The 14,754-nt window shown below is 71.1% G+C and carries 13 protein-coding genes; 5 read left to right on the top strand and 8 right to left on the bottom strand.

Annotated elements, in window-relative coordinates; translation table 11 throughout:
* Positions 1 to 30 precede the first annotated feature (30 nt).
* Complete coding sequence (locus OHA37_RS39955) at positions 31 to 783, bottom strand: thioesterase II family protein (protein ID WP_266914357.1); 753 nt, start codon at positions 781 to 783, stop codon at positions 31 to 33.
* Positions 784 to 788: 5 nt separating this feature from the next.
* Positions 789 to 1,223: a type II 3-dehydroquinate dehydratase gene (locus OHA37_RS39950; protein ID WP_266914355.1), complete on the bottom strand. Its 435-nt coding sequence runs from the start codon at positions 1,221 to 1,223 to the stop codon at positions 789 to 791.
* A gap of 202 nt (positions 1,224 to 1,425) precedes the next feature.
* Here OHA37_RS39950 and OHA37_RS39945 point away from each other — a divergent pair, with 202 nt between their 5' ends.
* The 4 genes from OHA37_RS39945 to OHA37_RS39930 all read left to right on the top strand — a co-directional run bounded on the left by OHA37_RS39945 (position 1,426) and on the right by OHA37_RS39930 (position 7,448).
* Positions 1,426 to 2,592 (top strand): aminotransferase class I/II-fold pyridoxal phosphate-dependent enzyme, encoded by a 1,167-nt coding sequence (locus OHA37_RS39945; RefSeq protein ID WP_266914353.1) that lies wholly within the window; start codon positions 1,426 to 1,428, stop codon positions 2,590 to 2,592.
* A complete protein-coding gene (locus OHA37_RS39940; RefSeq protein WP_266914351.1) occupies positions 2,589 to 3,695 on the top strand; it encodes a Gfo/Idh/MocA family protein in 1,107 nt (368 codons plus the stop codon). The genes OHA37_RS39945 and OHA37_RS39940 overlap by 4 nt, the downstream gene beginning before the upstream one ends.
* 192 nt (positions 3,696 to 3,887) lie before the next feature.
* Positions 3,888 to 4,487: an HAD-IA family hydrolase gene (locus OHA37_RS39935; protein WP_443046367.1), complete on the top strand. Its 600-nt coding sequence runs from the start codon at positions 3,888 to 3,890 to the stop codon at positions 4,485 to 4,487.
* Positions 4,488 to 4,700: 213 nt separating this feature from the next.
* Positions 4,701 to 7,448: a helix-turn-helix transcriptional regulator gene (locus OHA37_RS39930; RefSeq protein WP_266914349.1), complete on the top strand. Its 2,748-nt coding sequence runs from the start codon at positions 4,701 to 4,703 to the stop codon at positions 7,446 to 7,448.
* 278 nt (positions 7,449 to 7,726) lie between these two features.
* Here the strand turns inward: OHA37_RS39930 and OHA37_RS39925 are convergent, their stop codons facing one another.
* The 3 genes from OHA37_RS39925 to OHA37_RS39915 all read right to left on the bottom strand — a co-directional run bounded on the left by OHA37_RS39925 (position 7,727) and on the right by OHA37_RS39915 (position 10,354).
* On the bottom strand, positions 7,727 to 8,272 hold the full coding sequence (locus OHA37_RS39925; protein WP_266914347.1) for a YceI family protein: 546 nt from the start codon (positions 8,270 to 8,272) through the stop codon (positions 7,727 to 7,729).
* A 47-nt stretch (positions 8,273 to 8,319) separates the two neighbouring features.
* Positions 8,320 to 8,757: a DUF6069 family protein gene (locus OHA37_RS39920; RefSeq protein ID WP_266914345.1), complete on the bottom strand. Its 438-nt coding sequence runs from the start codon at positions 8,755 to 8,757 to the stop codon at positions 8,320 to 8,322.
* A gap of 115 nt (positions 8,758 to 8,872) precedes the next feature.
* Entirely contained in the window at positions 8,873 to 10,354 is a 1,482-nt protein-coding gene (locus OHA37_RS39915; RefSeq protein ID WP_266914343.1) for an MFS transporter, read from the bottom strand.
* A gap of 157 nt (positions 10,355 to 10,511) precedes the next feature.
* On the opposite strand from OHA37_RS39915, the gene OHA37_RS39910 reads away from it, so the two are divergent.
* The gene (locus OHA37_RS39910; RefSeq protein WP_266914341.1) at positions 10,512 to 10,988 is read left to right on the top strand and encodes a MarR family winged helix-turn-helix transcriptional regulator; all 477 of its coding nucleotides are present in this window, start codon (positions 10,512 to 10,514) and stop codon (positions 10,986 to 10,988) included.
* Positions 10,989 to 11,007: 19 nt separating this feature from the next.
* On the opposite strand, the gene OHA37_RS39905 is transcribed toward OHA37_RS39910, so the two are convergent.
* The 3 genes from OHA37_RS39905 to OHA37_RS39895 form a co-directional block, all read right to left on the bottom strand.
* A complete protein-coding gene (locus OHA37_RS39905; protein WP_266914339.1) occupies positions 11,008 to 12,231 on the bottom strand; it encodes a cytochrome P450 in 1,224 nt (407 codons plus the stop codon).
* Between the two features lie 91 nt (positions 12,232 to 12,322).
* Positions 12,323 to 13,957: a bifunctional 3-(3-hydroxy-phenyl)propionate/3-hydroxycinnamic acid hydroxylase MhpA gene (gene mhpA, locus OHA37_RS39900; RefSeq protein ID WP_266914337.1), complete on the bottom strand. Its 1,635-nt coding sequence runs from the start codon at positions 13,955 to 13,957 to the stop codon at positions 12,323 to 12,325.
* A 2-nt stretch (positions 13,958 to 13,959) separates the two neighbouring features.
* The gene (locus tag OHA37_RS39895) at positions 13,960 to 14,742 is read right to left on the bottom strand and encodes an arylamine N-acetyltransferase family protein (protein WP_266914335.1); all 783 of its coding nucleotides are present in this window, start codon (positions 14,740 to 14,742) and stop codon (positions 13,960 to 13,962) included.
* Positions 14,743 to 14,754 lie beyond the last annotated feature (12 nt).

Below are 14,754 nucleotides of genomic sequence, written 5' to 3'. Positions count from 1 at the left end.
CCGACTCGCTGCTCGCGGCGCGCGGTGGGGTCAGCGGAGGGAAGGAGACGGGTCCAAGACCGTGCGCAGGAGGGACAGCACTTCGGAGAAGTGATCGGTGAGGTAGAAGTGGCCGCCCTCGAAGGTGCGCAGGGCGAACGGGCCGGTGGTGTGTGCGGACCAGGCGGCGGCCTCTTCTGCGGTGACCTGGGGGTCGCCGTCGCCGGTGAGCACCGTGACCGGGATGCCCAGCGGGGGACGCGCGGTGTGCCGGTACGTCTCGATGGCCTCGTAGTCGCTGCGTACGGCGGGCAGGATCAGGCTGCGGAGCTCCGGGTCCTCCAGGAACACGGGCTCGACGCCGCCCAGCAACCGCAGTTCGTCCACGACGCCTTCGTCGGTGCGCAGGTGGACGGACTCCTCGCGGTGGGTGGACGGGGCCCGGCGGGCGGAGGCGAACAGGGCCAGGGGGGCGGTTCCCGCGGCCTCCAGCCGGGTGGCGACCTCGTAGCCGAGGAGCGCGCCCATGCTGTGACCGAAGAGGACGAGGGGGCGCTCCGCCCACGGGGAGAGCGCGTCCGCCACCCTGTCGGCGAGTTCGGTCAGGCTGGTGAGGCCGGGTTCCCGGTGCCGGTCCTGCCGGCCGGGGTACTGAACCGCGAGGACGTCCACGTCGGGGGCGAGGGCCTTGGCAACGGGGTGGTAGAAGGCCGCCGAGCCGCCGGCGTGCGGCAGGCAGACCAACTGGACGGGCGCCTCGGGGGCCGGCCGCAGGCGCCGGATCCAGGTGTCGTCGTGGGTCATCCGGATCAGGCCGCCGTCTCGTGGAGCAGGGCGCGGGCCGCGAGGCGGTAGCCGGCGGGGCCGAGGCCCGCGATGAGTCCGGTCGCGAGCGGGGCTATCACGGATTCGTGGCGGAAGGATTCCCGGGCCCAGATATTCGAGATATGCACCTCGATCCACGGATTCGGGTAATTGGCGAGAGCATCGCGCAGGCTCCAGCCCGCAATCATGAGTGCACCGGGGTTGACGATCGCGCCGACCGTGTCATAGCTGTCCTGGATTGCCCGGATGATTTCGCCCTCCGAGTCGGACTGGAATGACTTCACTTTCCAACCGCGCTCCGACACCTCGTCCGCGACGGCCGCCGCTATGTCGTCGAGCGTTTCCGTCCCGTAGATCTCGGGCTCACGCCGGCCGAGTATGCCCAGGTTCGGACCGTTCAGAAGCAGCAGCTCACTCATGTTGTCCCCACAGTGGAAGTCTTGACCACGGCTCGTCTTCGCCGCGGTCAAGCTATAACACCAGGCCCCCGACGGTCCTTAATTCACCCGGCCCGAAGGCTATGACAAGGGGGCTGTAGGGGAGGAAATAGGGGGATGACTAGCGCTGCTCCCACGCAGTAGGTTTTCGCTGCATCGTTTGACCCAAAGGGAGCAGAAAAAAATGAGTCAGCTTTCCCGACCGCGCCCCGAATTTCCCGTGTGGCCCCAATTCGGGGACGAGGAGCGAGAAGGTCTCATCCGCGCCCTGGAACAGGGCCAGTGGTGGCGCATGGGCGGCAGCGAGGTCACCACGTTCGAGAGCGAGTTCGGCGCGTATCACGGCACGGAGTACGCGCTCGCGGTGACGAACGGCACGCACGCCCTGGAGCTCGCCCTCCAGGTGCTGGGTGTCGGCCCGGGCACCGAGGTCATCGTCCCCGGGTTCACCTTCATCTCCTCGTCCCAGGCCGCCCAGCGGCTGGGTGCCGTGGCGGTACCGGTGGACATCGACCCGGACACCTACAACATCGACCCGGCCGCGGCCGCCGCCGCGATCACCTCCCGCACCGCGGCGATCATGCCCGTGCACATGGCCGGCCAGATCGCCGACATGGACGCGCTCGGCAAGCTGTCCGCCGACTCCGGAGTGCCGCTGATCCAGGACGCCGCGCACGGCCACGGCGCCGAGTGGGACGGCAAGAAGGTCGGCGAGCTCGGTTCGGTGGCGGCCTTCAGCTTCCAGAACGGCAAGCTGATGACCGCCGGCGAGGGCGGCCTGGTCACCTTCAACAACGCCGAGCAGTTCGAGGCCGCGTTCCTGCGGCACAGCTGCGGACGCCCCCACAGCGATCGCTACTACTTCCACAAGACCTCGGGCTCCAACTTCCGGATGAACGAGTTCTCCGCCGGGGTGCTGCGCGCCCAGCTCGCGCGCCTGGGCGGGCAGATCGACACCCGCGAGCGCAACTGGCCGGTGCTCTCGCAGCTGCTGTCCGAGATCCCGGGCGTCAAGCCCCAGGTCATCGACGCGCGCGTCACCCGCAACCCGCACTACATGGCGATGTTCCGGCTTCCCGGCTTCTCCGCCGAGCGCCGCAACCAGGTCGTCGACGCCCTCATCGAGCGCGGGCTGCCGGCCTTCGCCGCGTTCCGCGCGATCTACCGCTCGGACGGTTTCTGGGAGACCGGCGCCCCGGGCGAGACCGTCGACCAGATCGCGGCCCGCTGCCCCAACACCGAGGCCGTGTACGCGGACGCCATCTGGCTGCACCACCGGACCCTGCTGGGCACCCAGGAGCAGATGAGCGAGATCGCGGACATCATCTCCGACACCCTGGCCGCACTGTGACCTCCCCGGTCCGGGTGGCCGTGGTGGGCCTGGGCTGGGCGGGCCGGTCGATCTGGCTGTCCCGCCTGGCCGCCCACCCCGGCTACACGGTGGCCGCGGTGGTGGACCCCTCCCCCGTCGCGCAGGAGACCGCCGCGGCCATCGGCCCCGGCGTACTGGCCCTGGCCGACGTCGACGAGCTGGACCGGGACCTGGTCGACCTGGCCGTGGTCGCCGTACCGAACCATCTGCACAGCACGGTCGCGTGCAGGCTGCTGCGCCGGGGCGTGCCGGTCTTCCTGGAGAAGCCGGTGTGCCTCAACTCCGACGAGGCGCGGGAGCTGGCGGCCGCCGAGCTCGAGGGTGGCGCGCTGCTGCTGGCCGGCAGCGCGGCGCGCTACCGCGCGGACGTGACGGCCCTGCGGGAGACGGCGGAGCGCGAGGTCGGCCGGATCCGGCACATCGACATCGCGTGGGTGCGGTCCAAGGGCGTTCCCGACGCGGGCGGCTGGTTCACCCAGAGCAGCCTCTCCGGCGGCGGCGCGCTGGTCGACCTGGGGTGGCACCTGCTGGACACGGTCTCACCGCTGATCGGCCCGGTGGCGTACGAGCACGCCGTCGGGACCGTCTCCGGCGACTTCATCGAGGCCGCCACGCACGGTACGACGTGGCGGCACGACGCGCCGGACCCGCGGTCCGGCGGCAGCGCCGACGTCGAGGACACCGCGCGCGGCTTCCTGGTCACGACGAGCGGCATCTCGGTTGCTCTGCGCGCCAGTTGGGCTTCGCACGAAGCACTGGACCAGACGGTGGTCACCGTGGACGGCAGCAGGGGTACGGCGTCCCTGAGGTGCACCTTCGGGTTCAGCCCGAACCGTGCGGGCGGGTCCGAGCTGACCTTGACCCGGGCCGGGCACACCGTGCCGGTCGCCTTCGACGCGGAACCGATCGGGGCGGAGTACGACCGCCAGCTCGACGCCATTCCCGCTCTGCTCGCGGATCCGTCCGCCCGGGGCAGAGCGGTCGAGGACACCCGGCGCACCATCGCCGTCATCGAGCGCATCTACAGATCCGCGCGCCCGCTCCGCACCTCGGAGCGCGCGGCGGCCGGCGCGGGCGTCTGAACGCGCCCCGGGTCCTCGTACTTCTGCGCAGGACCGCTTCGAACCACACACAGAGTCTTCTGGGAGATCCCCGTGAACACTGATACAGCCGGTATCGCCGGCGGTCCCGCGCCGCGCAACGCCGCGTTCCGGCATCACAAGAACGTGGTCGTCTTCGATCTCGACGGCGTGATCGTGGACAGCTTCCCCGTCATGCGGGAGGCGTTCTCGATCGCGTACGCCGAGGTCGTGGGCGGCGGCAAAGCACCGTTCGAGGAGTACGAGCGCCACCTCGGGCGATATTTTCCCGACATCATGAAGATCATGGGGCTGCCGCTCGCGATGGAGGGCCCCTTCGTCCGCGAGAGCTATCGGCTGGCCGGCCGGGTCCCGCTGTTCGACGGGGTCGTCCCGGTCCTCGAGGAACTGCGCGAGCGCGGGTTCCGTACCGCGATCGCGACCGGCAAGGCCGGTGACCGGGCCCGGCACCTGCTGAGCATGCTGGGCGTGATCCACCTGTTCGACCACGTCATCGGTTCCGACGAGGTCGAACACGCCAAGCCCGCACCCGACATCGTGCTCCACGCCCTCGACCTGCTCGGCGCACGCGCCGAGAACGCCCTGATGGTGGGTGACGCGGTGACCGACATAGCAGCGGCGCACGGCGCGGGCGTGACCGCGGTGGCGGCCCTGTGGGGCGAGTCGGACGCCGCGGAACTCATCGCCTCGGCCCCGGACGCGGTTCTCGGCCACCCGGACGAACTCCTGGAGCTCTGCCCGGCCGTGACCAGCGCCCGCAGCGTGAGCGTCTGATCCCTCGCCCTCCCCCGCCGCGGCACCTGGTCCCCCCACCACCCCCTGCCCGGTGCCGCCGTCCCCGAGTCCCCCACAGGCCCGGTCCGCGCTCCCTCCGCGGTCCGGGCCTGTGGCGTGGGAGTGGCCGGCCGATTCCCGGCCGGTGGCACGCTCGACCGGATAGTTGCCTGGCGCCCGTAGACCGGGCAACCATCTCTGGGGGACTCATCCATGCTTGTGGAACGCGAGGAACATCTCGGGCGTCTACGTCAGATCACGGAGGCCGCGCTGGCCGGGAAGGGCCGGATGGTCCTTCTGGAAAGCCCGTCCGGCGCGGGCAAGACGGAGCTCCTGCACGTCTTCGCCGACCGGGCCGAGGCCGTCGGTTTCCGGGTGCTGCACGCCATCTGCTCCCGCTCCGAAGAGAATCTCGCATTCGGTGCCCTGAACCAGCTCTTCCGCTACGCCGGGCTGCCCGCGGGCGGCCCGGAGCTGCCGGCGGCCGGTTCCGGACACCTGGAGACCCGGTCCATGGACGACCTGTGCGCCGCACTGTTGGACCGGGCCGCCGAGGAGCCGCTGCTGCTCGCCGTCGACGACGCGCAGCACATCGATGCCGATTCCCTGCGCGTCCTGCTGCACCTCTCCCGCCGGCTGCGGTCGGCCCGGGTGGTCGTCCTGCTGGTCGACAACTGCGACTTCCCGTCGGCGAACCTGCCCCTGCGGGCCGAACTGCTGCGCCAGCCCCACCTCTCCCGGATCAGGATCGCCCCGCTCAGCGAGGCCGGGGTCACCGAGTTCCTCACCGAACGGCTGGGAGCCGAGACGGCCCGCCGCCTGGCCGGCGAGCTGCACGCCGCCACCGGTGGCAGCCCGTTGCTGCTCGGCGCCCTCGCCGACGACTGGGCCGGCCCCGACGGCGGACCGGACGCCTCGCGCAGCTACGGGCTCGCCCTGCTGAGCTGCCTGCACCGCGGCGACCCCGGCACCCTCGCTCTGGCCCGCGCCCTGGCCGTACTGGACACGGACACCACCGAGAGCGGCCTCGCCGCGCTCTCCGGCACCGATGTCACGGCCGTGTCGCGCGCGATGGCGGCCGCCGGACTGCTCGCCGAGGACGGCGGTTTCCGCCACCCGGGTGCACGCCAGGCCGTCCTGGACGACCTCGCGCCGCGCGAGCACTCCTCGCTGCACGGCCGTGCGGCCCGCCTGCTCTACGACGCGGGCGCGGAGCCGGTACGGGTGGCCCGCCATCTTCGGGCCGTGGGACGGGCCGACGGCCCGTGGGCGGTGCAGACCCTGGTGGAGGCCGCCGAGCACGAGCTGCTCGCCGACCATCCGGAGGACGCCGCCGCCTGCCTGGAGCTGGCCGAGCGGTCCAGCGGGGACCTGACCGAGCGCGCCGAGGTGCTCGCCCGGCTCGCCCACACCGACTTCCAGTCCGATCCGGGCGCGGCCGCCCGGCACCTCGGCCCCCTGGTCACCGCGGACCGCGCGGGCCATCTGAAGTTCCGCGAATCGGCCCTCCTTGTCCGGCTGTTGCTCTGGAACGGCCGCACCGAGGAGGCTTCGTCGGTACTGGACCGCATGCGGGACGCTTCCGCGGACCCGGTGAGAGCCCCCGGTTCCGAGCTGGCCGATCTCGAACAGTGGCTGTCCTGGGCCCATCCGCCGCTCGCCCGCCCCGTGGGCACCGCGGGTGCGGGCTCCCGCCGTCCCGGTACGGCGGGCGGCGGCGGCACGATCGTGGCGCTGCGCAGCGAGCCGTGGCTGGGCCGGGCCGCGGCCCTCGCCGACCAGCTGGCGCGGGAGCGGCCGGGCGCGGCCGACCGGGCCGAGCAGGTGCTGTGGGACCTCCAGTTGAGCCGTACCGCGTGCTGGACCGGCGAGTCCGCGATGCTCGCGGCGCTGACCCTGCTGCACTTCGACCGGGCCGACCTCGCCGCGGACTGGTGCGAGCGGCTGATGAGCGATGCCGCGGACCGCTCCGCCCCGACCTGGCAGGCCGTCTTCACGGCCGTACGGGCCGAGGTGGCGGTGCGCCAGGGTGACTTGGAGTCGGCCGTGGAGCGGGCCGGCGCCGCACTCGCGCTGCTGCCCGCCAAGTCCTGGGGCGTGGCCATCGGAATGCCGCTCGCCACCCTCGTCGTCGCGACGACGCGGATGGGCCAGTACGAGGAGGCCTCCCGCTGGCTGTCCCAGCCCGTGCCGGCGGCGATGTACCAGAGCTGGTTCGGCCTGCCGTTCCTGCAGGCCCGCGGAATCCACCACCTGGCCACGAACCACGTCCACGCGGCGCTCGGGGACTTCCTGTCCTGCGGTGAGCTCCAGCGCAGTTGGGGCATGGACGCGCCCGGCCCGGTGCCGTGGCGCGCCGGTGCGGCGGAGGCCTGCATCAGGCTGGGCAATCCGGACCGGGCCAAGCAACTGGTGCACGAGCAGCTCGCGCGCCCGACCGGCGGCAGCTCCCGTACCCGGGGCATGTCGCTGCGCCTGTACGCCGCGACGTGCCCGCCGGGCCGCGGTCTGCAACTGCTGATCGAGGCGCAGGAGCTGCTGGAGTCGGCGGGCGACCGCTTCGAGCAGGCCAGGGTGCTGGCCGACATGAGCCGGACGTACTACGCGCTCGGTGAGCACCGCAGGGCGCGGATGCTGTCCCGGCAGAGCCTGCACGTGGCGAAGGCCTGCGGGGCGGGGCCGATGGTGCGGGAACTGCTGTCCGGCTCCGAGGTCCAGGACCAGCCGCGGATGGCCGTGGGGCAGGAGCCGCCGCAGGAGTTCTGCGAACTGACCGGATCCGAGCGCCGGGTGGCCTCGCTGGCGGTCATGGGGTACACCAACCGGGAGATCGCCTCGAAGCTGTACGTCACCCCCAGCACGGTGGAGCAGCACCTGACCCGGGTGTACCGGAAGCTGAACATCCAGCGGCGTCAGGACCTGCCCTCGGACCTGTGGCCCAACGCCTCCCGGGCGGGCTGAGTCACCGCGTGCACGTGCCGAGGTCCCGACGCCGAGCGGCGTCGGGACCTCGGCACGTGGAGCGCGGACTGCGGAGCGGACACCGGAGCCGGGCCCAGGCCGGCTCCGGTACCCCGGGCCGGGCACCGGAGCCGGCGAACACGAAGAGGGCCGCCCGGCCCGCGGTGGCTTTCGCCGTTCCGCGGGCCGGGCGGCCCTTTCCCGCTGCAGACGTGCACGTGTCCGGCACGGGCCAACGGGGGAGTGTGCCCCGTGCCGGACACGTGGAACGGGGGAGGTCAGCGCTGGCGCGCCGCCTCGATGTCGATCTGGATCTTGATCTTGTCGCCGATGCCGGCGCCGGCCGGGCCGCCGTGCACGCCGAAGGCCTTGCGGCTGATCTCGACGCTCGCGGAGTAGCCGGCGAGCTTGATGCCCTCGTAGCCCTCGGCGAAGCCGTTGGGCTCCAGCTTGAGGGTCACCGGCTGGGTGACGCCGCGCAGGCTGAGTTCGCCGTCGACGAGGAACTCGCCGGACTCGACGCGGATGCCGGTGGAGCGGTAGGTGAGCTGGGGGAACTCCTGGACGTGCAGGAACTCCTCGCCCTTCAGGTGCCCGTCGCGCATCTCGTGGTCGGTGCTGACCGAGCCGGCCTCGATCGTCACGGAGACCGTCGAGTCGAGCGGGTTCTCGGCCGTCACGATCTGGCCCGTGAAGGAGTTGAAGCGGCCTCGGACGTTGGAGATGCCCAGGTGCCGTACCGAGAAGGCGACGGCGGAGTGGCCGGGGTCGATGTCCCAGGTGCCGGTGAGGTAGCCGGGGAGCTGAAGTTCCTGCGTGGTCATGATGCTTCCTCGGGGAGAGTGGGCGGCGTAAGGCGGGGGCGAAGGGGTCAGGCGGACTTGGCGTTGCGGCGCAGGCCGAGGATGACCACGAGGCCGACGGTCAGGTGCGTGAGCGCCAGGATGACCTTCGTACCGCTGGTGGTCTCCACGCCGAAGGGCAGGCCCAAGGAGACGACGAGCACCACGGAGGCGACGATGGTCCAGATCTTCTTGGACTTGGCCGGGGCGAACTTCTCCAGCAGGGCCAGCAGGGCCCAGCCGAGCAGGGCGGCGCCCGCGGCGAAGCCGATGACGTTGCCGATGGTGAGGTCGACCGCTCCCTTGCCGTCGTTCTGGTCCACGGTGAGGGCGACGTCAGCGGCCTTGCCGATGAAGAAGAGGACGGCGGCGCCGACCGCTGCCCCGACGACGGTCAGGAGCCGGGGGCGCCAGAGGGGGGTGGTGGAGGTGGCGGCGGTACCGGCGAAGCGGGTGTCCGTGGTCACGGGAGCTCCTTGGGGAAGGTGCTCCGGGCCGGCGCTGCGCCGGCCCGGAGGGGGAAGGGAAGAGACGGAAGTACGGGGAGTACGGGGAGTACGCGTGGTCTGAGGTACCGGCCCGTCAGGAGGCCACGGCCTCGGGTTCGTGCTGGGGCGGGCCGGAAGGGGCTCCTTCGCCCATCGGCATCGGCTGTGCGGCCGGAAGGACGAACCAGCCGACCGCCGCGGCCACCAGGACCAGGCCGGCGGCGATGCCGAAGACGAGCTGGAAGCCGCCGGTCGCCGCCGAGGCGGCGCTTTCGCCGTCGGCGAGGGCACCAGCGGCGTAAGAGGCGGCGATCGCCGTCATGGCCGCGATGCCGAGGGAGTCGCCGATCATGCCGGAGGTACCGGAGAGACCGGAGGCGGCACCCGCGTCCCGCGGGTCCTGCACGGACATCGACAGCATCATCACCGCCGGCATGGCCAGGCCGCCGGAGAAGCCGAGGACCAGCATCACGGGCAGCAGGTCCAGCACGTACGTGGGGTCTTCGGGGACGCGTGCGGCCAGCAGCAGGGCGGCCGCCACTCCGAGCAGGCTCACGACCAGGACGTTGCGGGCACCGAAGCGCATGTTCAGCCGCTGGGACAGGGCGAGCGAGGAGAATCCGCCGATGAGGGCCAGCGGCACGAAGGCGAAGCTGGTGACCAGCACCGAGTAGCCGACGACCTGCTGGAGGTAGAGCGCGATCATGATGTTGAAGGAGATCGTCGCCGCGACCAGCAGCAGGTGGATCAGGTTGGCGCCCGACAGGTTGCGGGAGCGGAAGAGGGACAGCGGCAGCAGCGGCACCTTGGCCGTGGCCTGGCGTACGACGAAGGCCACGAGCAGCACGATCGCGCCGAGGCCGAAGCCGAGCGTGTGGGCGGAGCCCCAGCCGTTCTCGGAGCCCGTGGCAAGGGTGTAGACGCCCAGCATCATGCCGGTGGTCACCAGGGCCGCGCCCAGGAGGTCGACGCCGGAGCCCAGGCCCGGGCCCTTGTCGTCGGGGATCAGGCGTGCGGCGAGCACCGCCGCGGCCGCGCCGATCGGGACGTTGACGTAGAAGACCCAGTGCCAGCTCGCCCCGTGGGTGAGCAGGCCGCTGATCAGGATGCCGATGGAGGCACCGCCCGCGGCGGCGAAGCCGATGGCGCCCATGGCCTTGCCCATTTGCCGCGGGTCGTCCCGGAAGATCATGAAGACGATCCCCATGACCACGGCGTAGGCCATGGCCGCGCCGGCGCCCTGCACGAAGCGCATCGCGATCAGCATCTCCTGCGTCCCGGACAGGCCGCAGGCCGCCGAGGCGAGGGTGAAGAGGCTGACACCGCTGATGAACAGGCGCTTGCGGCCGATGAGGTCACCGAGCCGGCCCGACAGGAGCAGCAGGCCGCCGAAGCCGACGGTGTAGGCGTTGGTGACCCAGGCCAGGTGGGCCTGGTCGAACCCCAGGTCGCTCTGGATGGAGCGCAGCGCCACGGTCACGATGCTGATGTCGACCACGATCATCAGCTGCATGGAACAGAGCACCGAGAACGCGAGCCAGCGCGCTCTGGGGGACTCGAGGACGGGCACGGACATGGGGTTCGCCTCCTGGGCTCAAGCACTTGATAGGACCGTACCGCATAGTTCCGTTCTTCACTATCAGATTCAGAATCTTAAGTTTCGAGACTGGACGCTACAGATAGTTCCGGTCGGAAATGTTCTGGTACGGAAGTAGATTGGTTACACTCGACCCATGAAGACGACCACCACGCCCACCACGGACCTCAGCTTCCTGCTCTCCTGGGCCAGCCATTCACTGGCGACCGAGATGACGGCGAACCTCGCTGAAGTAGGGGTGACGCCGCGCGCGCACTGCGTGTTGCACCAGGCTCTGGAGGGAGAGTTCACCCAGAGCCAGATCGCGGACGCGATCGGCCTGGACAAGACCACCATGGTGGTGATCACCGACAAGCTGGAGAAGGAGGGCCTCGCGGAACGCACGCCCTCCCCGGTGGACCGGCGGGCCAGGATCATCGGGGTCACCGAGAAGGGCCGGGCCCTGGTCGCCCAGTCCGACGAGATCGTCGAACGGACGCACGAGAGCGTGCTCTCCGCGCTGCCCGAGGGGCTGCGGGAGTCGTTCGTGGAGGCCCTGACCCTGCTCGTGGAGGGGCGGCTGGCGACCTTCGTGCAGTGCGCGCAGCCGCCGCGCCGTCGCTCGGCCTCCTAGACCGAGCGACGGCCGGTGCTCACTGCGCCGGCGTGGCGGTGCCCCACTCCACGGGCAGCTTGTGCACGCCGTAGAACGCCATCCGGTCGCGCATCGGCACCTCGTCCGCGGCCACGGCGAGCCGCAGGTCGGGGAAGCGCCGGAACAGCGCCGGGTAGGCGATGCGCATCTGCACGCGCGCCAGCTCGGCGCCCAGGCACTGGTGCAGGCCGTGGCCCAGCGACACGTGGGCGCGCGCGCCCGGGCGCTTGAAGTCGAGCACGTCGGGCTGCTCGAAGCGCTCCGGGTCACGGTTGGCCGAGGGCAGGTTCAGCGTGACCGTCTCGCCCTCCTTGATGAGGACGCCCTCCAGCTCTATGTCCTCCAGCGCCGTGCGGGTGGGGCCGATGTGGATGATGGTCAGGAACCGCAGCAGCTCCTCGACCGCGTTGTCGATCAGGCCCGGGTCGGCGAGCAGGGCGTCGAGCTGGTCCGGGTGGTCGAGCAGGGCGAAGGTGCCCAGGCCCAGCATGTTGCCGGTGAGACCGTGACCGGCGAAGAGCAGGCTCAGTCCGATCGTGGTCAGTTCCTCGTCGGTCAGGTCGCTGCCGGACGCCAGGTTCCCGAGCAGGTCGTCCGTGGGCTCGGCCCGCTTGGCCAGCACCAGCTCGTGCACGAACTCGCGGAAGAGGCCCAGGGCCTCCATCGTCTGCTCGGGCGTCGAGTCCATGTTGACCATGACCAGGGCCCGCTGCTGGAACTGCGCGCGGTCCTCGTACGGGACACCGAGCAGCTCGCAGATCACCAGCGACGGGATCGCCAGCGAGAAGGCCTGGACGAAGTCGACCGGCGGGCCGGCCTGCTCCATCGCGTCGAGGTGGTCCTCGACCATCCGCTCGATCCGCGGGGTGAGCTTGGCCAGCTTGCGCGCGGTGAACTCGCCCTGGAGCAGCTTGCGATAGCGGGTGTGCTCCGGAGCGTCCATCTCGGGGAAGGAACCCGGCTCGGCCGGGGCCATCTTCTCGTTCATGAACGGGTGCGGGATGGGGAAGTGCTGCAGTTCCCGCCGGGAACTGAAGCGGGGGTCCGCGAACACCGCGCGCGCCGCGGCATGGCCGGTGACGAGCCACCCCTGGTGTCCGTCCGGGTAGTCGAAACGGCGCACCGGGCTCTGCTCGCGCAGCTCCTTGAGATCGTCCGCCGGGTCGAAGCGGCTGGTACGCGTCAGGGGCAGTGCCTGCACAGGGGGCAGCACTTCGGTCATGACAAACTCCTCATGGATCCTCGGTCCTAGTTCCGCGACCCGCCGGAATCGCGAATCTCAACGCTACGGACGGCCGGCTATTGCCCGGGAATCACGCGGTAACCGGAACCCGTGCTCCGGACAGCGCGGCCCGCACCTCGCCGACGAGCGCGTTGGCGTCGGCGCGGCCGGTTGCCGCCCCGTACACGTAGAAGTCGGGCCGGATCAGCACGGTGTCGGCCTTCGCCACGGCGAGGAAGGGCAGGTAGACGTCGTCGACGTCGACCACGTCCGACGCCCCCGCCGCCGCGGGATCCGTACCGCTGGGCAGCACGCGCACCACGTGCGCCCCCAGGTCGGCGAGGAAGCCGGCCTCCGCCTCGTCCAGCAGGCCCGCGGGATCCAGCGAGGTCAGGAGTACGAAGCCCAGTCCGACCACGCTGTCGAACAGGCCCGTCTCCCCCGCCCGTGCCACCGGTGCCTGGGGGGACAGCGCGCCGGCCGGCTTGGCCGGCTTGCCGTTGGCCCCGCGTCGCAGGAAGCCCTTGGTCAGCGGCTGCAGCGGGGAGCGCTGCTGCGGGCCCGCGCCGCCGGCCGCGGCCCGCTCGGCCGCCGCGCGCAGCACCAGGTCCCGGTCGGCAGCCGCCTTCGGATCCGTCTGGCAGATGATCCGGCCGAGGTTGACCGACATCGTGATGGCGTGCTTGACGTGGGTGCGGCGCTCGTCCTGGTAGTCGTCGAGCAGTTCGGTGCCCGCCCGGCCCGCGAGCAGGGCGTCGAGCCGCCAGGCGAGGGCGCCCGCGTCGCGGAAGCCGGACGACATGCCCTGGCCCGCGAACGGGGGCATGATGTGCGCGGCGTCGCCCGCGAGCACCAGACGGCCCCGGTGCCACTGCTCCGCGCAGCCCGCCTTGAAGCTGTAGACGTGATGGCGGCGCAGGGTCGAGTTCTCCGGGCTCACCCCGAAGAGTTCGAGGAGCCGCCACGAGCTCTCTTCGGTGTTGAGCCCCTCGATGGTCTCGCCGGCGGTGCGCATGAACTCGTAGCGCCGGTTTCCGGGTCCGGCCGACACCGAGGTGCGCGGCCGGGCGGGGTCGCAGATCTGCAGGTTGTTCGGGGTGAACTCGCGGCCGTCGTGGTGCACGACGTCGCACACCAGCCAGTCGTGGGAAAAGCCCAGGTCGGAGAAGGCGCTGCCGGTCTCGCCGCGGACGAAGCTGTTCGCGCCGTCGCAGCCGACCACCCAGGACGCGGCGAAGACCCGCTCGCGGCCCTCCCGGTCCACGGCGGTGACCTCGACGGACTCCGGCCGCTGCGCGATCCGGACCACCTCGTGGCCGCGGTGCACGGTGATCTGCTCCAGCCGGGCCCCCCGGGCCTGCAGCTCCTCTTCCAGCAGGGGCTGGTACATGGAGGTGGATTCGGGCCAGCCGGCCAGCTTGCGCTCCGAGCCGTCGATGTGGAGCAGTTGGAGGCCCTCGGCGTTCTGCCAGAGGTATTCGCCCGAGGGTTCGCCTATCTTCCCGATGAGCCCGCCGATGCCGGCCGCGGTCAGGGTGCGGGCGCCCTCCCCGTCGAAGGCCACGGCCCTCGGCATCGGGTAGGCCTGCGGCCAGCGTTCGACCACGGTCACCGTGCGGCCGCGGTCGGCCATGAGCAGCGCGAGGAGCTGGCCCACCGGGCCGTACCCGACGATCAGTACGTCGGCGGTGGCGGCCGCGGTGGCGTTCGGTGTCGTACCGGACATCGTCAGCCACGTCCGTTCAGGACGAGGTCGACGACCTCCTTGAACTGGGCCGGCCGGGCGAGCACGCGCGTCTGCTCGTGCCCGTCCTCCACCCGGACGTAGCGCTTGCCGATGAGGACCATCTGCCCGTTCTCGAAGGCCCGGCTGTGGATGCGGGTGCCCAGGAGCACTTCCTCCAGCGGGAACTTGGAGAGCTCCTCCACCAGGCCCGACCAGTCGCTGATCTCGCGGTACTGGAGCAGGAACTTGTAGAGCGGGCTCCAGTCGCCGCCCTGCGGACGGCGCTGGATGAGCTGGTAGCCCTCGTCCTGGGGAACGATCCGGTAGTCGACCCCGTACTGGGTCTGGACCTCGTGCGTCACCCGCAGCGGCTCCAGGAAGGAGGGGCCGGCGAGGCCCACGTCGACCAGGTACGTCTCCCCGTCGATGAGCACGCAGTTGAAGATGTGCTCCAGGTCCGGGCCGAAGTTGCCGTTCACCTGGAGCACGGCGGCAGCCAGGATGCGGACGTCGTAGCCGAGGTCCGTCAGCAGGCGCCGCATGAGTCCGTTGAGTTCGTAGCAGACCCCGCCACGGGTTCCCTCGACGATCTCGGCGAACTTCTGGTCGTCGTCGATCTCGACGTCGTCGAGGACCTCGACCCCGCGGTTCGCGTCCGCGTTCAGGGTGTTGTCGAAGGGGATGGAGACGAGGTGGCGCTTCTGGATCTGGTGGAGGTTGGCGACGCTCGGCTCGTGGGTGCCGGTGTAGCCGATGCGGTCGAGGTACTTCTGTGCGTCGAACATCAGTCGTGTCCT

It is taken from the genome of Streptomyces sp. NBC_00335 (genome assembly GCF_036127095.1).
Lineage (GTDB): Bacteria > Actinomycetota > Actinomycetes > Streptomycetales > Streptomycetaceae > Streptomyces.
This window is presented reverse-complemented; position numbering and strand designations above follow the sequence as displayed.